16 protein-coding genes are annotated in these 17,407 nt (G+C 70.9%); 4 read left to right on the forward strand and 12 right to left on the reverse strand.

Going from position 1 to position 17,407, the window contains the following annotated elements:
- Window positions 1-79 precede the first annotated feature (79 nt).
- From ACRDSK_RS01680 to tkt, 7 genes are all read right to left on the reverse strand, one after another.
- Window positions 80-1,258 (reverse strand): sensor histidine kinase, encoded by a 1,179-nt coding sequence (locus tag ACRDSK_RS01680; RefSeq protein WP_431438057.1) that lies wholly within the window; start codon window positions 1,256-1,258, stop codon window positions 80-82.
- 480 nt (window positions 1,259-1,738) lie between these two features.
- A complete protein-coding gene (pgl, locus tag ACRDSK_RS01685; RefSeq protein WP_431438058.1) occupies window positions 1,739-2,506 on the reverse strand; it encodes a 6-phosphogluconolactonase in 768 nt (255 codons plus the stop codon).
- Window positions 2,503-3,546 (reverse strand): glucose-6-phosphate dehydrogenase assembly protein OpcA, encoded by a 1,044-nt coding sequence (gene opcA / locus ACRDSK_RS01690; protein WP_431438059.1) that lies wholly within the window; start codon window positions 3,544-3,546, stop codon window positions 2,503-2,505. Before opcA ends, pgl begins: the two co-directional genes overlap by 4 nt.
- Window positions 3,543-5,072 (reverse strand): glucose-6-phosphate dehydrogenase, encoded by a 1,530-nt coding sequence (zwf, locus tag ACRDSK_RS01695; RefSeq protein ID WP_431438060.1) that lies wholly within the window; start codon window positions 5,070-5,072, stop codon window positions 3,543-3,545. The genes opcA and zwf overlap by 4 nt, the downstream gene beginning before the upstream one ends.
- Window positions 5,069-6,700, reverse strand: a complete 1,632-nt coding sequence (locus ACRDSK_RS01700; RefSeq protein ID WP_431438061.1) for a glucose-6-phosphate isomerase — start codon at window positions 6,698-6,700, stop codon at window positions 5,069-5,071. The genes zwf and ACRDSK_RS01700 overlap by 4 nt, the downstream gene beginning before the upstream one ends.
- A gap of 8 nt (window positions 6,701-6,708) precedes the next feature.
- Window positions 6,709-7,821: a transaldolase gene (gene tal, locus ACRDSK_RS01705; protein WP_431438062.1), complete on the reverse strand. Its 1,113-nt coding sequence runs from the start codon at window positions 7,819-7,821 to the stop codon at window positions 6,709-6,711.
- The gene (gene tkt / locus ACRDSK_RS01710) at window positions 7,818-9,941 is read right to left on the reverse strand and encodes a transketolase (RefSeq protein ID WP_431438063.1); all 2,124 of its coding nucleotides are present in this window, start codon (window positions 9,939-9,941) and stop codon (window positions 7,818-7,820) included. The genes tal and tkt overlap by 4 nt, the downstream gene beginning before the upstream one ends.
- 196 nt (window positions 9,942-10,137) lie before the next feature.
- Between tkt and ACRDSK_RS01715 the strand changes: the two genes are divergently transcribed.
- The 3 genes from ACRDSK_RS01715 to ACRDSK_RS01725 all read left to right on the forward strand — a co-directional run bounded on the left by ACRDSK_RS01715 (window position 10,138) and on the right by ACRDSK_RS01725 (window position 12,171).
- Entirely contained in the window at window positions 10,138-11,085 is a 948-nt protein-coding gene (locus ACRDSK_RS01715; protein WP_431438064.1) for a heme o synthase, read from the forward strand.
- 259 nt (window positions 11,086-11,344) lie between these two features.
- Entirely contained in the window at window positions 11,345-11,686 is a 342-nt protein-coding gene (locus ACRDSK_RS01720; protein WP_431438114.1) for an ArsR/SmtB family transcription factor, read from the forward strand.
- Window positions 11,683-12,171, forward strand: a complete 489-nt coding sequence (locus tag ACRDSK_RS01725; RefSeq protein ID WP_431438065.1) for an SRPBCC family protein — start codon at window positions 11,683-11,685, stop codon at window positions 12,169-12,171. The genes ACRDSK_RS01720 and ACRDSK_RS01725 overlap by 4 nt, the downstream gene beginning before the upstream one ends.
- Here the strand turns inward: ACRDSK_RS01725 and ACRDSK_RS01730 are convergent.
- The 3 genes from ACRDSK_RS01730 to ACRDSK_RS01740 all read right to left on the reverse strand — a co-directional run bounded on the left by ACRDSK_RS01730 (window position 12,140) and on the right by ACRDSK_RS01740 (window position 14,632).
- The gene (locus ACRDSK_RS01730; protein WP_431438115.1) at window positions 12,140-12,778 is read right to left on the reverse strand and encodes an HD family phosphohydrolase; all 639 of its coding nucleotides are present in this window, start codon (window positions 12,776-12,778) and stop codon (window positions 12,140-12,142) included. The two genes, ACRDSK_RS01725 and ACRDSK_RS01730, sit on opposite strands and share 32 nt — an antisense overlap.
- 207 nt (window positions 12,779-12,985) lie before the next feature.
- Window positions 12,986-13,624: a hypothetical protein gene (locus ACRDSK_RS01735; protein WP_431438066.1), complete on the reverse strand. Its 639-nt coding sequence runs from the start codon at window positions 13,622-13,624 to the stop codon at window positions 12,986-12,988.
- Window positions 13,625-13,630: 6 nt separating this feature from the next.
- Entirely contained in the window at window positions 13,631-14,632 is a 1,002-nt protein-coding gene (locus ACRDSK_RS01740; protein WP_431438067.1) for a hypothetical protein, read from the reverse strand.
- A 175-nt stretch (window positions 14,633-14,807) separates the two neighbouring features.
- Here ACRDSK_RS01740 and ACRDSK_RS01745 point away from each other — a divergent pair, with 175 nt between their 5' ends.
- Window positions 14,808-15,416 (forward strand): FKBP-type peptidyl-prolyl cis-trans isomerase, encoded by a 609-nt coding sequence (locus tag ACRDSK_RS01745; protein WP_431438068.1) that lies wholly within the window; start codon window positions 14,808-14,810, stop codon window positions 15,414-15,416.
- Here the strand turns inward: ACRDSK_RS01745 and ACRDSK_RS01750 are convergent.
- Together ACRDSK_RS01750 and ACRDSK_RS01755 are read right to left on the reverse strand one after the other, a co-directional pair.
- Window positions 15,385-16,407 (reverse strand): quinone oxidoreductase family protein, encoded by a 1,023-nt coding sequence (locus ACRDSK_RS01750; protein WP_431438069.1) that lies wholly within the window; start codon window positions 16,405-16,407, stop codon window positions 15,385-15,387. The two genes, ACRDSK_RS01745 and ACRDSK_RS01750, sit on opposite strands and share 32 nt — an antisense overlap.
- Before the next feature lie 39 nt (window positions 16,408-16,446).
- Window positions 16,447-17,403, reverse strand: a complete 957-nt coding sequence (locus ACRDSK_RS01755; RefSeq protein ID WP_431438116.1) for an acyl-CoA desaturase — start codon at window positions 17,401-17,403, stop codon at window positions 16,447-16,449.
- Between the last annotated feature and the right edge of the window lie 4 nt (window positions 17,404-17,407).

The raw sequence follows: 17,407 nt of genomic DNA on the forward strand, positions 1-17,407 counted from the left end.
TCCGTGCGGCGGCCTCGTCATGTGGAGCGGGCTCCGGCAGTCGGTTGAGGGGGAGGGCCGTCTGCCGGAGCCCGGGCTTTCAGCCGGCCAGTGGGTACGTGGCCGAGACGCAGAACCCGCCTTCGGAGGTGGGACCCGCCTGGAACGTGCCTCCGAGGAGCCCCGCTCGCTCCCGGAGACCGATCAGTCCGTGGCCGCCGGAGGGTAACGCCGGTGGCCGTGCGCCGGCCCTGCCGTTGTGCACCTCGACGACGATGGTGTCCTTCTGCGCCGTGACGTTGACCGAGGCGCGCGCGCCGGCCGCGTGCTTGCGCACGTTGGTGAGCGCCTCCTGCACCGTCCGGTACACCGCGTGGGACACCGAGCGGGGCAGCCTGGACGGCTCGGCCTCGACGTTCAGCGCGACCGGGACCGCCTCGCAGCGGAAGTTGCGCACCAGGTCGCCCAGTTCGTCCACGCCGGGCTGCTGGCCCTCGCCGCCGTCGCCCGAGCGCAGCAGGCCGACCAGGCTGCGCAGCTCCTCGAGCGTGCGGGTGGACAGCCGGCGGATGGTCGTCGCGGTCTCCTTCGAGTCCTCGTCGCTCGCCGCGACCTGCATCGCGCCCGCCTGCATGGCGATGAGCGTGACCTGGTGGGACACCACGTCGTGCATCTCGCGCGCGAGCTTGGTCCGCTCGGCGGCGCGCACGGTCTCGGCGTAGAGGGCCTTCTCCCGTTCTCGACTGTTGGCGAGCTCGGTGATGCGGGCGGAGAGCTCCTTGCGAGCGGTGATCAGCAGGCCGATGGCCACCGGCATACCGGCGACGACGACGGCCCACATGAACTCCAGCGCGTGCTCGCGCCAGGTCATGGCGGCGAACTCTTGCAGCGGCCAGATGATGAAGTAGCAGCAGAACACCAGGATCGAGCTGACCACCAGCTGCCAGCTCCAGCCGCGGCGCTTGGCGAGCGTGCCGAGCGCGACCATCGCGGCGAGCTGACACCAGCCGGTGAGGAAGCCTGGGACCGTGACCAGCACGGCGAGGAACGGCACGTGCCGGCGCATGACCATGGCCGCCACACCGGCTCCGGAGAGCCACACCTGATAGTTCTGCGTGTCCTCGGGGATCACCAGCCACACGTCGAGCACGGCCAGCACGACGGCGACGACATCGGAGGCGAGGTTCTTGGCACGCGTGCTCGCGCGGAACGCGATGACCCAGCGCGGCAGTGCGCGAGTGACCAGCCGGGGGCGCGGGATGAGCCGGAACTCGTCCATCGGTGGGGTGAGCGTTGACGCGACCAGGGCGCTACCTCCTGTCTGGGTGCTGGCCTCTCCCTCCGCGGCGTCTCGTGTAGGCAGCTCGCGGACACCAGCTCGTTGTCGCGGCAGCTCCATCCCGGCGGGCGCGCTGTGGCGCGCTGTGGCAGGGTGGTGCTGTTGCCGTGGCGACATGGTCGACCTCCCTCCGGAGTTTTGCTCCGCACCCATTGAAGACAGAAGCATCGTCCGCGTGGGACGTTTCATTACAGATAACTGTGCTGGAGCAAATCACCAGTTACCGGTTTGCCCTATTTGGACGTTCGCCGGGGCCGAATCGACGAAGGTGGCTGGGCCAGTCGGTCCAGCGTGTTTTCGCAGCTCTTCGGCCTGTGTCGGCGCCTGGAGGCGAGTTTTCGGCCATCATCAGGCCACGAGAATGACATTCCGTGTTCATTTTCGTGGCTGAGCGGCGAAATTGGGCCGCGGGCGCGCGGCCTAGCTCACCCGCGCGGAGGAGACGCCGGGTGCCTTGGCCGCGGCCGCCGTGTCGAGAAGCCACCGGGTGTGGCGCTGCCCGCGCGCGCCGGCGGCTGGGATCGCCACCTCGTCCGCGCCGCCGAGTGCCATCGCCACCGGGGCGGCCTTGCCCTCTCCGGCCGTGACGAGCCAGACCTCCGCCGCGCGGCGGATCGCGGGCAGGGTCAGGCTGACCTGGACCGGCGGCGGCTTCGGGCAGTCGTGCACGGCGACGACCGAGCGCTCGGTCTCGTGCACCGCCGGCGAGTCGGGGAAGATCGAGGCCGTGTGGCCCTCCTCGCCCACGCCGAGCAGACACACGTCGAAGCTCGGCACGTGGTCCACCGCCCCCGCGGCCGCGGCCAGCAGCTCGGCGTACCGCTCCGCCGCCTCCTCGGGGGAGAGCCCGGCGTCCGAGGGCGCCATCGCGTGCACGCGGGACGGCGCCACCGGCACGTGGTCCAGCAGGGCCTGCCGCGCCAGCGTCTCGTTGCGCTCGGGGTCGCCGGCGGGCAGGAAGCGCTCGTCGCCCCAGTAGACGTCCACCGCGGACCAGTCGACGGCGTCGCGGGCCGGCGCCGCGCGCACCTGTTCCAGCACGGCCGCGCCGGTCCGGCCGCCGGTGAGCACCACCGACGCCGTGCCACGGGCGGCCTGCGCGTCGACCAGGCAGGTCACCAGGCGCGCCGCGGTCGCCGCGGCGAGCAGCTCGGGGCTGCCGTACGCGACCACCTGCGGTGTCGTCACGGCGTGGCCCCGGCCTTCGCCTTCGGGGACTCCTTCGCCGCGGACTTCCCGTCGGACTTGGCGGTCGACTTCGCCCGGCTGGACTTGTCCGCCGCCGGCTTCGCGGCGGTGGCCGCCCGGGCGCGGCGGTCGATCTTGCCCAGCGACTTGAGCGCCAGCGCGTAGATCTCGTCCGCGTCGAGCCGGCGCAGCTCCTCCGCGAGGCAGTCGCGCACCGGCCGCCGCTGCAACGCCACCCGGCGGTTCGGCTGGCCCGGCTGGGTCAGCTCGCCGACCGTGCCATCCGGCCGGTGCAGCTCGACCGTGCCGGACCGGCGCTCCAGCTCGACCTTCACGATTCCCTCGCCGTAGCGGGCCTTCAGCCGCCGCACGGGCACCCGCAGCCGCGCGGCGAGCCACGCGGCGAGCAGGTCCGCCGAGGGCGAGTCACCCTCGCCGCTGACCGTGGCCGTGGTGACCCGCTCGTAGGGCGGCAGGTCCAGCGCGGAGGCGAGCACCGCCCGCCACAGCGTGAGCCGCGTCCACGCCAGATCCGTGTCACCGTCCATATAGGACTTCGCGCGGGCTTCCATGGCCTTCGTCGGGTTGCGCGACGCCGCGGCGTCGGTGATCCGGCGGGTGGCGAGCGCCCCGATGGCGTCCTTGGCCGGCACGGCCGGCGCCTCGAACGGCCACCAGGCGACGACCGGCGCGTCCGGCAGCAGCATCGGCACCACGCACGAGGCGCCCTCGTTGGCGAGCGGGCCGTACAGCCGCAGCACGATGACCTCGCTCGCGCCGGCGTCGCCGCCGACGCGGATCTGCGCGTCCAGCCGCGGCGAGGCCTTCTTCGCGCCCCGCGCCACCACGATCACCCGGCACGGGTGCTCGCGGCTCGCGTGGTTGGCCGCGTCGATGACCTCCTCGGTGCGCTCGCTGTCGTCGGTGACGATGACCAGCGTGAGCACCCGGCCGATGGTGTTCGCACCGCCCTGCTCGCGCAGGTGCACGAGCTTGCTGTTCACCTGTGAGGTCGTTGTGGCCGGCAGGTCGATGATCACGGACGCCTCCAGTGTCGACCGGTACGGGCGAGCATCTTGTTTGCCGAGCCCGGCCCCCACGTGCCGGCCGAGTAGGACTCCGGCCGACCGCTGGCGTGCCATGCCCGGATCACCGGGTCGAGGATCTCCCAGGACCGCTCGACCTCGTCGTTCATCGGGAACAGCGAGGGCTCGCCCAGCAGCACGTCCAGGATCAGCCGCTCGTAGGCCTCGGGGGAGGACTCGGTGAAGGAGTGGCCGTAGCTGAAGTCCATGTTGACGTCCCGGACCTCCATCGTGGAGCCGGGGACCTTCGAGCCGAACCGCATGGTGACGCCCTCGTCCGGCTGCACCCGGAACACGAGCGCGTTCTGGCCGAGCTCCTCGGTGGACGTCGCGTCGAACGGCAGGTGCGGGGCGCGCTTGAACACGACCGCGATCTCGGTGACCCGCCGGCCCAGCCGCTTGCCGGTGCGCAGGTAGAACGGCACGCCCGCCCAGCGGCGGGTGTCGATCTGCAGCTCGATCGCCGCGAAGGTCTCGGTGGTGGAGTCCTTCGCGAAGCCGCCCTCCTCCAGCAGGCCGGGCACCTTCTGCCCGCCCTGCCAGCCGCCGGTGTACTGGCCGCGCGCTGTCGTCTCGGAGAACGGGCTCGCTGCCTTGGTCGCCGCGAGGATCTTGGCCTTCTCCGCCCGGACCGCCTGCGGCCCGAAGGAGATCGGCTCCTCCATCGCGGTCAGTGCGAGCAGCTGCAGCAGGTGGTTCTGGATCACGTCGCGGGCGGCGCCGATGCCGTCGTAGTAGCCGGCGCGCCCGCCGAGGCCGATGTCCTCGGCCATGGTGATCTGCACGTGGTCGACGTAGTTCGAGTTCCAGATCGGCTCGAACAGCTGGTTCGCGAACCGCAGCGCCAGGATGTTCTGCACGGTCTCCTTGCCGAGGTAGTGGTCGATGCGGAACACCGACTCCTCGGGGAAGACCCCGTTGACGATCTCGTTCAGCCGCCGGGCGCTGGTCAGGTCGTGCCCGAACGGCTTCTCGATGACCACCCGGCGCCACTGGTCGAACGTCGGCGCCGCCAGCCCGGTGCGGGCGAGCTGCTTGATGACCTTCTCGAACGCGCCGGGCGGGATCGACAGATAGAAGGCGTGGTTGCCGGCCGTGCCGCGGATGCGGTCGAGGTCGGTGACCGTCGTGACGAGGTTGTCGAACGCGCCGTCGTCGTCGAACGAGCCCTGCACGAACCGGCACCCCTCGGCGAGCCGGTCCCAGACCGACTGCCGGAACGGGGTCCGCGCGTGCTCCTTGACCGCGTCGAACACGACCTGGCTGAAGTCCTCGTCGGCCCAGTCCCGGCGGGCGAAGCCGACCAGCGAGAAGCCGGGCGGCAGCAGGCCGCGGTTGGCCAGGTCGTAGATCGCCGGCATCAGCTTCTTGCGGGAGAGGTCGCCGGTGACCCCGAAGATCACCAGGCCGCACGGCCCGGCGATCGTGGGCAGTCGCTTGTCCCGCCCGTCGCGCAGCGGGTTCTGCCAGGTACGTGTCATGTGCCCGCCTCTTGAACGGCCTTGACGAGGTGGGCCAGACCCGCGGCCCGGTCGGTGAGATGCAGGCGCAGCACCGGACGGCCGTGTTCGCGCAGGACCTGCCCGTCGCCGAGCGCCTGCGCCTGCTGCAGGGTGCCCAGCGTGTAGGGCCGCCCGGGCACCTGGATGTCGTCGGTCACCGCGCCGGTCAACTGGAGGAAGGCGCCGTTCTGGTGGCCGCCCTTGTGGTACTGGCCGGTGGAGTGCAGGAACCGAGGTCCCCAGCCGAACGTGGTCTGCACGCCCGTCCGGCGGGCGAGCTCGGGCCGCAGCACGATCGCCGAGGCGTCCGCGATCCGGTCGAGGTAGGCCTGCACGGACAGGTAGCCGAACTCCGGGACGGTGCCGAGGAAGGCGGTGAGCGCGCCGGCGAGCGTGTCGGTGCCCTCGGGCAGCAGGCCATCGGGAGCGTGCACCTCGACTGGACCGTCTACAAAGGATGGTGCGGCGACGTCCGCGGACGGCGCGTCCAGCAGCGAGCGGGCCGCCTTCTTCGCCGCCTCGACATCCGGCTGGTCGAACGGGTTGATCGAGAGCAGTCGGCCGACGAGCGCGATCGCGGTCTCCCACAACTGGAACAAGCCGCCGAGTGTGCCCTCGGTGGCCAGCAGCACGCCCTTCGGCGACGGGCCGATGGCGACCGGCGTCGCGTCCTCCCGCGCGTCGGTGAAGCCGGGGCTGTCCGGGTTCTCGACCACGACGGGCAGCAGCCCGGTGCCGTCCTTGCCGGTGGACTCCGCGATGAGCTGCTCGGCCCACTCGCCGAAACCGGAGATGCCCGAGCCGGTGTCGGCCAGCACGAGCTTCTCCGAGCCGCGGGTGTGCGCCGCGCCGAGCGCCGCCGCGAGCAGGATCGCCGGGTTGTCCTCGACGTCGCTGCCGAGCTTGGGCGCGGGGTTGTGCGCGTCGTCGAGGAGCCTGCGCAGGTCGGCGCCGGCGAGGCCGGAGGGGACGAGCCCGAACGCGGTCAGCGCCGAGTAGCGCCCGCCCACGTGCGGGTCGGCCCGGAACACCTTGCGGTAGCCGGCTTCCGTGGCCGCCTCGTCCAGCGGTGAGCCCGGGTCGGTGACCACGACGATCCGGCTGGCGGCGTCGATGCCGGCGTCGGTGAACGCCTGCTCGAAGATCCGCCGGTGGCTGTCGGTCTCCACCGTGGAGCCGGACTTGGACGACACCACCAGCACCGTGCGGGTCAGGTCGCCCTCCAGCGCGTCGGCGACCTGGCCCGGGTCGGTGGTGTCGAGCACGACCAGCGGCACGCCGGCGGTGCTCGTGATCACCTCGGGGGCGAGTGACGAGCCGCCCATGCCGGCGAGCACGACCCGGTCCAGGCCCTCGGCCCGCAACTCGGCGTGCAGCGTCTCGATCTCGCGGACCACCGGTACCGAGGTCTCGTGCAGCCCGGTCCAGGCCAGCCGGATCGATGCCTCGGACTCGGCGTCGGGGCCCCACAGGGTGGCGTCCTGCGCGGCGAGGCGGGACGCGACCCGATCCGCCACCATCTGCTCGATCAGCGGCCTGGCCTCGGCCAGCAGCCGCTCCTGTGCCGTCCCGGCCGTCTCGTCGGGCCGTTCGTCCGGCTGTGTCATCTGGTTGCTCAGCTCCCTGCCGCTGCCTTCAGTTGGCCGTCGACCGACTCGAGAAGCTCCTCCCAGGACTTCTCGAACTTCTCCACGCCCTCGTTCTCGAGCGTGAGGAAGACGTCGGTGACGTCGATCCCGGCGGCGGACAGGTCGTCGAACAGCTGCTGGGCCTCGCCCGCCCGGCCGGTCACGGCGTCGCCGCTGATCTTGCCGTGGTCGGCGACCGCGTGCAGGGTGTTCTCCGGCATCGTGTTCACCGTGTCGTTCACGACCAGGTCGTCGACGTACATCGTGTCGGCGTAGTCGGGGTTCTTGACGCCGGTGGATGCCCACAGCGGACGCTGCGGCCGGGCGCCGGCATCGGCCAGCGCCTGCCAGCGCGGTGAGCCGAAGACCTCCTGGAACGCCGCGTAGGCCAGCCGCGCGTTGGCCACCGCCGCCTTGCCGCGCAACGCCTTCGCCTCGTCCGTGCCGATCGCGTCGAGCCGCTTGTCGACCTCGGTGTCCACGCGGGAGACGAAGAACGAGGCGACCGAGGTGAGCGTCGAGATGTCGTGTCCGTTGGCCTTCGCCTGCTCCACGCCGGCGATGAACGCGTCCATCACCTCGCGGTAGCGCTCGACGGAGAAGATCAGCGTGACGTTGACGCTGACGCCCTCGGCGAGCGTGCGGGTGATCGCCGGGAGGCCATCGGCCGTGGCCGGGATCTTCACCAGCAGGTTCGGCCGGTCCACGGTCTTCCACAGGTCCAGCGCCTCGGCGACGGTCTTGTCCGCGTCGTGCGCCGAGCGGGGGTCGACCTCGATCGACACCCGGCCGTCCACGCCGCCGGTGGCCTGCCACACGTCGCGGAACAGGTCGCAGGCGTTGCGGATGTCGGTGGTGGTGATCTCCTTGACCGCCGCGTCGAGCGAGGCGCCGCGGGCGGCGAGCTCGCGCACCTGGTCGTCGTAGTCCGCCGCGTCGGCGAGCGCCTTCGCGAAGATCGTCGGGTTGCTGGTCACGCCGACCACGTGCTTGTCGCGCACGAGGTCGGCCAGGTTGCCGGTGTTGAGCCGCTTGCGGGAGACGTCGTCCAGCCAGATGGAGACTCCGGCCTCGGACAGCTTGGCGAGTGTGTCGCTCATGCCTGCCCCTCCAATTTCCGTAGCGAGTTGCGAGCCGCCGTCACCACCGCTTCGGAGGTGAAGCCGAACTCGCGAAACAGAGTCTTGTAGTCCGCCGAGGCGCCGAAGTGCTCGATCGAGACGACCTCGCCGGCATCGCCGACGAACCGGTGCCACGGCTGCGCGATGCCGGCCTCCACGGCCACCCGGGCCCGCACCGACGGTGGGATCACCTCGTCGCGGTAGGCCTCGTCCTGCGCGTCGAACCATTCCACGGACGGCATCGAGACCACTCTGGTTGGAACGCCGTCGGCCTCCAGGATCTTCCGTGCCTCCACCGCCATCTGCAGCTCCGAGCCGGTGGCGACCAACACGACCCGGGGCACCCCGGCCGAGGCCGCGGTGGATTCTCTGGCCAACACGTAGCCGCCCCGGCGCACGCCCTCCGCGGCGAGCTCCTTGGTGCCCTCGAGCACCGGCAGGTTCTGCCGGGTCAGCGCCAGGCCCACCGGCTGGGTGTGCTGGCCGAGGATCGCCCGCCAGGCCGCGGCGGTCTCGTTCGCGTCGCCCGGGCGGAGAATGACCAGGCCGGGGATCGCCCGCAGCGCGGCGAGGTGCTCGATCGGCTGGTGGGTCGGACCGTCCTCGCCGAGGCCGATCGAGTCGTGCGTCCAGACGTAGGTGACCGGCAGCTGCTGCAGCGCGGCCAGCCGCACCGGCGGGCGCATGTAGTCGCTGAACACCAGGAACGTCGCGCCGTACGGGCGGGTCGGGCCGTGCAGCACGATGCCGTTGAGGATCGAGCCCATCGCGTGCTCGCGGACGCCGAAGTGCAGCGTGCGGCCGTAGGGGTCGGCGTTCCACTGCGTCGTGGACGCCTTGTGCGGGCCGAACGAGTTGGCACCCTTCATCGTGGTGTTGTTGCTCTCCGCGAGGTCCGCGGAGCCGCCCCACAGCTCGGGCAGGACGTCCGCCAGCGCGCTCAGCACCTCGCCGGACGCCTTGCGGGTGGCCAGGCCCTTTTCGTCGGGGTCCCAGCTGGGCAGGGCGTCGGTCCAGCCGTTCGGCAGCCGGTAGGCCGACGCCCGGTCGAGCAGCTCCTTGCGCACCGGGTTGGCCCGCGCCCAGCTGTCGAACGCGACCTCCCACTCGGCGCGGACCTGCTTGCCGCGCTCGGCGACCATCCGGGAGTGGGCCAGCACGTCGTGCTCCACGGCGAACTTCTGGTCCGGGTCGAAGCCGAGGATCTTCTTGACCTCGCGGACCTCGTCCTCGCCCAGTGCCGCGCCGTGTGCCTTGCCGGTGTTCATCTTGTTGGGCGCCGGGTAGCCGATGACGGTCTTGAGCAGGATGAACGAGGGGCGGCCGGTCTCCGCCTTCGCCGCCTCGACGGCCGCCAGGATCGCGGTGACGTCCTCGCCGCTCTCCACGACCTGGACGTGCCAGCCGTAGGCCTCGTACCGCTTCGCGGTGTCCTCGGACAGCGCGATGTTCGTGTCGTCCTCGATGGAGATCTTGTTGTCGTCGTAGATCAGCACGAGGTTGCCGAGCTCCTGGCGGCCGGCGATCGAGGACGCCTCGGAGGACACGCCCTCCTCGATGTCGCCGTCGGAGGCGATGACGTAGATGAAGTGGTCGAAGACACTCTCGCCCGGCGCGGCGTCGGGGTCGAAGAGCCCACGCTCGCGGCGGTTGGCCATGGCCATGCCGACCGCGGAGGCGACGCCCTGGCCCAGCGGCCCGGTGGTGATCTCCACGCCGCGGGTGTGGCCGTGCTCGGGGTGGCCGGGGGTCAGCGAGCCCCACTTGCGCAGCGCGGCGATGTCGTCGATCTCCAGGCCGTAGCCGGAGAGGAAGAGCTGCAGGTAGAGCGTGAGGCTGGAGTGGCCGGCGGAGAGCACGAACCGGTCCCGGCCGATCCACTCGGGGTCGTTGGGGTCGTGCCGCATGACGCGCTGGTAGAGGGCGTACGCGGTCGGCGCCAGGCTCATCGCCGTGCCCGGGTGGCCGTTGCCGGCCTCCTGGACGGCGTCGGCGGCGAGCACCCGGATCGTGTCGACGGCTCGTTTGTCGAGATCCGTCCAGTCGTCCGGGGTGTTCTGCGTGGTCAGGCGGGCGAGTTCGTCACTGGTGATGGACACGGACCAAGGCTCCCATTGACTCGACTGCGTGATCGTTCGAGCGGCCCGCGTGTCGCGTCCCCTCGACCGTGCGACCCGCGCGTCTACCTCGTAGTACCTCGTCAGCGCCAAGACTAACGAAGGCACCCGAGGCGGGCGGGTCATGGTCACGCGGCTACGATTCCGTCGTTGCCGAGTTGACCAAATGGGGAGTTGCATGCCGCCGGTGAGCGCTGCCGCGGACTCCGTCCGCGCCGCGGGTGGCAGACGTCGTCGCAAGGACGCGCTGCTGGCCTACGTCGCGCTGACCAAGCCCCGGATCATCGAGCTGCTGCTGGTCACGACGGTGCCGGCGATGATGCTCGCGGAGCGCGGCATCCCGTCGCCGTGGCTGGTGTTCGCCACGCTGTTCGGCGGGACCATGGCCGCCGGCTCGGCGAACGCGCTCAACTGCGTCGCGGACGCCGACATCGACGCGGTGATGAAGCGCACCCGCTCGCGGCCGCTGCCCCGCCACAGCGTCCCGCCGCGGAACGCCCTGATCTTCGGCGTGACGCTCGGCGTGCTGTCGTTCGCGTGGCTCTGGCCCACGACGAACCTGCTGGCCGCGTCGATGGCGGTCGGCGCGATCCTGTTCTACGTCTTCGTCTACACCTTGTTCCTGAAGCGGCGGACCGCGCAGAACATCGTGTGGGGCGGGGCGGCCGGCTGCATGCCGGTGGTCATCGGCTGGTCGGCGGTGACCGGGTCGATCGAGTGGCCGGCGCTGGTCATGTTCGGCGTGATCTTCTTCTGGACGCCGCCCCACTTCTGGGCCCTGGCGATGAAGTTCCGCGACGACTACGCGCGGGCGGGCGTCCCGATGCTCCCGGTGGTGACGACGGCCGAGCGCGTGGTGCGCCAGATCGTCACGTACTCGTGGGTGATGGTCGTGTGGACGCTGCTCCTGGTGCCGGCCACCGGCTGGGTGTACACGGCGTTCGCGGCCGTCTCGGGCGGCTGGTTCCTGGTGGTCGCACACCGGCTCTACGCGACGGTGCGCCGGGGCGAGCCGGGCCGGCCGATGAAGCTGTTCCACATGTCGAACACCTACCTGACCTTGGTGTTCGTGGCGCTGGCCGTGGACTCGGCACTGGGCCTGCCCGTTCTCGGCTGGCCGTTCTAGCCCACGGCGGACAAACGTGCGTGGTCTCGTGTCGACCAACGCAACCTCAGGGGAACGTCGATGTCGCCGCTGTTCAGCAGCGCGCAGCGGGCGCCGGGGTGGTGCTGGGCCAGGTACGCCGCAGTCACCGCCGGCGCGGTGAGCACATGGTTGACGCCCACCCCGAAACCTCGATCAGCACCGCCTCGACCGTGCGGCTCACCGTAGTTGACGCCGCACGCGGTGAGAAATTACCGTCTGGTTATTGAACCTGGAGGTGATGGACCTGACCGCGACTCTAGAGCGGCTGGACGCCACGTTCGCCGCGCTGGCGGATCCGACCCGGCGCGCGATCCTCGCCCGGCTCGCGCGCGGCGAGGCGTCGGTCAAGGAGCTGGCCGAGCCGTTCGCGATGACGCAGCCGGCCATCTCCAAGCACCTCAAGGTCCTCGAGCGCGCCGGCCTCGTCTCGCGCGGCCGCGACGCGCAGCGGCGGCCCTGCCGGCTGGAGGCCCAGCCCCTGCGCGACGCCGCCGAATGGCTCGTCGGGTACCGCCAGTTCTGGGCCGAGAGCTACGAGCGCCTCGAGTCGCTCCTCGGCGACCTGCGGGAGGAACCGTGATCGTCAGCACCCCGAGCGACCGCGAGATCGCGCTCACCAAGGAGTTCGCCGCCCCGCGCCGGCTCGTGTTCGACGCGCACACCAGGCCCGAGCTGCTCAAGCGGTGGTTCGGCCCGCACGACTGGCGGCTCGTCGTCTGCGAGATCGACCTGCGCCCCGGCGGGACCTGGTACTACCTCATGCGCGGCCCGGGCGGCGCGGAGATGACCCTGCGCGGCACCTACCTGGAGATCGTCCACCCGGAGCGCATCGTCACCACGGAGTCCAATGTGGACTGCGACGCCCGCGCCGAGCACGAGTCGCTCGCCACCGTGGTCCTCGTCGAGCACGGCGGGCGCACCACGCTGACCAACACCGTTCGCTTCCCCAGCAAGGAGATCCGCGACGCCGTGCTCGAGTCCGGGATGGCGCGCGGGGTGGGGGAGGGCTTCGACCGCCTCGCCGACCTGCTGGCTACGAGCCGGGAGTCGCCGGCAGACCGATGATCCCGAGCGCGGTCAGCGCGTCGAGCAGGTCGGCGACGTCGTGGTCGTCCAGCGACTCGCGGATGTGCTGCCACAGCATCAGGTTCGTCGCCGCCCAGCGGGAGTAGGCGGCCGCCGCGTCCGGGTTGTAGAAGTAGTAGCCGTCGTCGTGCACGGACTGCTGCTCGCCGACGATCTTGTCGGCGAGCTCCCGCAAGGTGATGCCGTTCTCCTGCAGGTACCTGTGCGACAGCATCACCGGGGTCACCGGCAGCGCCTTGAACAGCGTGTCGGCGTCTGAGAGCGCCTGTGCCTCCACCGAGATGCGCGGTCCGCGGTTGGCCATCTCCGCCTCGATCACGATGTCGTCGATCCATCGCGCGGTGGCCGGCCCGATACCGGCGCGGGCGAGCACGTCGAGTCGCAGCCGCTCGCCGGCCGACGCGGCGGAGTTGCGCCGCACGAGGTAGTTGACGTCGTGCACGAGGGCGGCCGTCTCCACGACGCTGACTTCGGCGCCGTTGGCCCGGGCGAAGTGCACGGCCTTGGCCCGGACGAAGCTCACGTGGTGCCAGCCGTGGAAGGGCAGGCGCTGCGCGTAGCGCGCGCACAGCCGGCGGACCTGCATGTCGACCGACGCCAGCACCCCAGGCGGAACGGCCGGGACGGCCGTCCGTACCGGTACGGCGTTCTCGGTGTGCATCCAGCCTCCCCAGCACCCCGCCCACCGACGGGGTGCTGGATGATGGTAGACGCCGCGTGCGGCCCATGTCTGCTGTCGGAGTTCCTCCAGGTGGCTGAATGCGGAATGGGTCAGGGAATGGTCACGCTCGGTTCACAGGCGGCTCGCCAGTTTCTCCAGCCGACTCTCGACCGGGACGTGGCGCTGGCTCTCGTGGGTGTCGGGGTCGTAGGACAGGCTCCACGGCGTCACCTCGCGGGACTTCACGAGGAACGTCATGGTGCCGTCCGCGGCGCGGGGGATCCGGTGGAAGTCCGACGCGAGCAGGAAGGCGGACGCGCCGACCGGACACGGCGTGGCGGTCACCAGCTCCGCCGACCGGACCAGCTCGGTGCCCGGGTTGATCGTCGCGGCGTAGCGTTCGTGCAGGTAGCCGCCGCGCAGGATCGTCGTGCAGAAGTGGTAGCGGTGGTTGTGCACGGAGTCGGCGTAGCCCACCCGCCAGTCCCGCTGCTCCTTGTACTCGTGCAGCCAGAACGTGAACGGCTCGTCCGCCACGTCGCGCAGACACCAGGCGAAGTGGGTCGTCGTCTCGCGCGACCGTCTGATGACCGCCGCGGCCTGCTCGTCGGGTAACTCCAGCAGGTGGTGGCGCAAGCTGGCGCGAAGCCCGGGCCGCTCGGCCCAGACCTCGAACCACTTGTCGACGTTGTCCCAGCGCTGGGACAGGTCGAACTCGGCCGATCGCAGCTGCTCGGCCAGCTCGCTCAGGGCGGAGACCCTGTTGGGCACGAGATATCAGCTCCCCAACTCGGCGGTGACGGAGAACTCCCGGAGGAAGTTGTAGAACTCGGCGTTCAGCTCGAGGAACTGGTCCTCGGACAGCGGCGTGTTGGTGATCTTCTGGAACTGCTCGATGAAGTCCTTCCGCGAGGTGTCCGGCGTGATCACCAGGTGGTGCGCGTGCGGCGAGGCGGAGATGCGGGTGAACTCGGCGCGCTCCATGTTGTAGATGAACGAGCCCTCGGAGAAGCGCAGCGTGCGCGGGAACTCGTTGCTCGCCCGCGCGTCGCTGAAGAGCGTGACCCAGACGCTCTCGTCGAAGATCTCCAGCCGGTCGGTCGGCGGGTCGGAGATCACCGTGACCTCCATCCGGGTGCAGCGGCTGCGCGCGAGGTACAGGCCGACCAGCCCGATGCGGATCTCGTCGTGCAGCCGGGAGTGGATGGTGTCGAAGTCGACGTCCGCCGCCGAATGCCTGATCAGGTATCGGGCCCGTCCGCTGATCCCGCTCAAGTTCCCCGGATCCGCGACCACCGCGCGGAACTCCCACTCCGCCTTGGACAGCAGCAGCCGCGCGGCCGCGTGCCGGCCGGAGAACCCGCGGAACAGGTACTGCCGGGTGCCCTGCAGGTCCTGCATCATCAGCCGGTTGAAGGCCGGGTCGGGTTCCGCCGTTGGCTCGAAGATGTGAGTGGGGAAGAACTCGCGGTTCATCGAGCGGTACTCGGATGCCAGGTCGTGCAGCGCCTGGCGGCTCTCGTCGATGAGCGGGGTCAGCATCGCGCGCTGGGTGGCGGTGGCCGTGATGAGGGTCTGCCCGAAGCCGACGATCGCCGACACCAGGGTGCCGGTGGATACGGCGGTGAGCAGGTTCCTGCCCGTACCGGGTGCCATGCCGCTGGTGGCGATCATCGCCGCGCCCGAAATCACCAACAAGATCAGGAGGAGGAGGCCGGTTCTGGTCCAGAAGATCTCTTGAATCGGGTTCTTGCGGAGGCCCTTGGCTTCCGCGGGCAAGTAATTCACCTCCTTGGGCGACACTCGATCGGCCGAATGCTCTGAGTAAATGATCGAGCGCGGGGAGTTACTCTACCCCTGGGGACAATTGTGAGAAATAGGCGAAACGAGTGACCAGCACGGTTACCGATAGCCGCCGTTCGGCGCCGGGACGCGCCCCTTAAGCTCGCGAACCATGCGCAACGTGAGCAAGGTCCTCCTGGCGGTGGCCGCCGCGGTGAGCCTCACCGGGTGTGTCGCCGACGAGCAGGCCTCCAGTGAGCCGCCCGGGGACACCGTGAGCTTCCCGCCGCCGAGCACCGAGGAGCCGGCGCCGCCGGAGTCGGAGACCAGCGCGCCGCCGAGCGACGACGCGAGCACCGCGGTGGAGTGCACCGCGAAGGACATCGAGGTGACCGGCGGGGCGAACGCCCACCCGACGATCACCCTGCCGAAGAACTGCTCCGCGCCCACCAAGCTGATCGTCGAGGACCTGCAGCCGGGCACCGGCCCGGAGGCCGCCTCGGGTGCCAAGATGCAGGCTCACTACGCGCTGTCCGCGTGGTCGAGTGGACAGGAGCTGGAGACCTCCTACCCGCCGTCGGGCCAGGGCCCGCTGGACATCCCGACCGTCGGCGAGGGGCTCATCGAGGCGTGGAATCAGGGCCTGGTGGGCATGAAGCAGGGTGGCCGGCGGCTGATCGTCGCGCCGCCGGAGACCGCCTACGGCGGGCAGCAGGGCCACCAGCTGGCGAACGAGACCCTGGTGTTCGTCATCGACGCCGTGAAGGTGACCGCCGCCTAGCTCCGGGCCGGCCGGCGGGTCCGGGGATGAGCAGCAGCTTCCCGGTGGTCCGCCGGCCTTCGAGGTCCTCGTGGGCCTTGCGGGCGTCGGCGAGCGGATAGCGGCCGCCGATCCGCACGTCGAGGCGACCGCCGGTGATCGCGGAGAACAGCTCCTCGCAGCGCCAGCGAAACTCTTCTGGCGTCGCGAGGTGGTGCCCGAGCGTGGGCCGGGTGAGGAACACCGAACCGGCCGCGTTCAGCCGCTGCGGGTCCACCGGTGGCACCGGGCCGCTGGACGCGCCGAACAGCACCAGCATGCCGCGCCGGGCGAGGCAGGCGAGGCTGCGGTCGAACGTGTCCTTGCCGACGCCGTCGTAGACCGCCGCGACACCCACGCCGCCGGTGATCCGCTCGACCTCCTCGGCGAAGTCGTTCTCGGTGTAGCGGACGACCTCGTCCGCGCCGGCGCCGCGGGCGAGCTCCTCCTTCTCGGCGGTGGACACCGTCGCGATCACCTTGCCGCCGCGGGACTTCGCGGTCTGGACGAGCAGCAGCCCGACTCCGCCCGCGGCGGCGTGGATCAGCACCGTGTCGCCCGGCTTCACGGGGTAGGTGGACGTCACGAGGTAGTGGGCGGTGAGCCCCTGCAGCATCGACGCCGCGGCGATCTCGTCGGAGACGCCGTCCGGGACGGCGAACGCCGAATGGGCCGGCACGATCGCCCGCTGCGCGTAGGACCCCGCCACCTCCGCCCAGGCGACGCGGTCGCCGGCGGCGAACCCGGTGACCTCCGGGCCGACCGCGGCGACCACGCCCGCGCCCTCGTTGCCCGGCGTGAACGGCAGGTCCTTCGGGTACAGACCGCGCCGGTGATAGGTGTCGATGTAGTTGACGCCGGCCGCGGCGACATCCACCAGCAGCTCACCCGTGCCGGGCTCCGGCACGTCGATCCGGGCGAGCTCGAGCACCTCCGGTCCGCCGGTGGCGCGTACCACGACCGCGTCGACCACGTTTGTTCCTCCGCGTGGGTTGTCCAGCTTTCCCGGACCCTATCCCGCGGTGGGCACCCGCTTCGCGGCGAGCCGCTCCGGCCGTGGCCAGCGCACGTTGGTCGCCCAGCCGAACTTCTCGAAGATCCAGATGAGCCGCGCCGAGATGTCGAGCTGCCCGCGCAGCACGCCGTGCCGGGCGCCGGTCGGGTCGGCGTGGTGGGAGTTGTGCCAGGACTCGCCCATCGACAGGATCGCGAGCGGCCAGAAGTTGGCGGCCTTGTCCCGGCTCTCGAAAGGCCGCGAGCCGACCATGTGGCAGATCGAGTTCACCGACCAGGTCACGTGGTGCAGGAAGGCGATTCGCACGAGGCCGGCCCAGAACATCGCGGTGACGCCGCCCCAGACGGACCACGTGATGAGCCCGCCCAGCACGCCCGGCAGCGCGATGGTGGCCACGGTCAGCGGGATGAACAGCTTGTCCACCACGCGGAGGTCGCGGTCGGTGAGCAGGTCCGGAGCGAAGCGTTCGGCGTTGGTCACGTCGCGCTCGAAGAGCCAGCCCATGTGCGCGTGCCAGAAGCCCTTGGCGATCGCCGCGGGGGAGGTGCCGAACAGCCAGGGGGAGTGCGGGTCGCCCTCGCGGTCGGAGAAGGCGTGGTGGCGGCGGTGGTCGGCGACCCAGTCGATGACCGAGCCCTGCGCGGCCATGCCGCCGGCGACGGCCAGCGCGATCCGCAGCGGCCGCTTGGCCTTGAAGGAGCCGTGGGTGAAGTGGCGGTGGTAGCCAACGGTCACGCCGAGGGAGGAGACGAGGTAGAACGCCGCGGCCAGGGAGACGTCGGTCCAGCCGAGCCCCCAGCCCCACAAGAGCGGCACGGCAGCGACCAGCGCGAGGAACGGGATGAGGATGAAGAGCTTCACGACATACGTCTCCGGCAGCGAGCGCCGGCGACCGATCAGGGGTTTGGGCTGGGGACGGGGTTCCTCGCGCTGGGGCGAGAGCGTGGCAGTGATGAGC

The sequence above is a fragment of the Actinophytocola sp. genome, from assembly GCF_050699915.1.
In the GTDB taxonomy this organism is placed as follows: domain Bacteria; phylum Actinomycetota; class Actinomycetes; order Mycobacteriales; family Pseudonocardiaceae; genus Actinophytocola.

Excerpts from the sequence above, each read along its gene's own strand:
- ACRDSK_RS01680 (WP_431438057.1), bottom strand. The coding sequence starts at position 1,258 with ATGGACGAGTTCCGGCTCATCCCGCGCCCCCGGCTGGTCACTCGCGCA.
- zwf (WP_431438060.1), bottom strand. The coding sequence starts at position 5,072 with ATGACACGTACCTGGCAGAACCCGCTGCGCGACGGGCGGGACAAGCGA.
- ACRDSK_RS01700 (WP_431438061.1), bottom strand. The coding sequence starts at position 6,700 with ATGACACAGCCGGACGAACGGCCCGACGAGACGGCCGGGACGGCACAG.
- tal (WP_431438062.1), bottom strand. The coding sequence starts at position 7,821 with ATGAGCGACACACTCGCCAAGCTGTCCGAGGCCGGAGTCTCCATCTGG.
- ACRDSK_RS01715 (WP_431438064.1), top strand. The coding sequence starts at position 10,138 with ATGCCGCCGGTGAGCGCTGCCGCGGACTCCGTCCGCGCCGCGGGTGGC.
- ACRDSK_RS01720 (WP_431438114.1), top strand. The coding sequence starts at position 11,345 with ATGGACCTGACCGCGACTCTAGAGCGGCTGGACGCCACGTTCGCCGCG.
- ACRDSK_RS01730 (WP_431438115.1), bottom strand. The coding sequence starts at position 12,778 with ATGCAGGTCCGCCGGCTGTGCGCGCGCTACGCGCAGCGCCTGCCCTTC.
- ACRDSK_RS01745 (WP_431438068.1), top strand. The coding sequence starts at position 14,808 with ATGCGCAACGTGAGCAAGGTCCTCCTGGCGGTGGCCGCCGCGGTGAGC.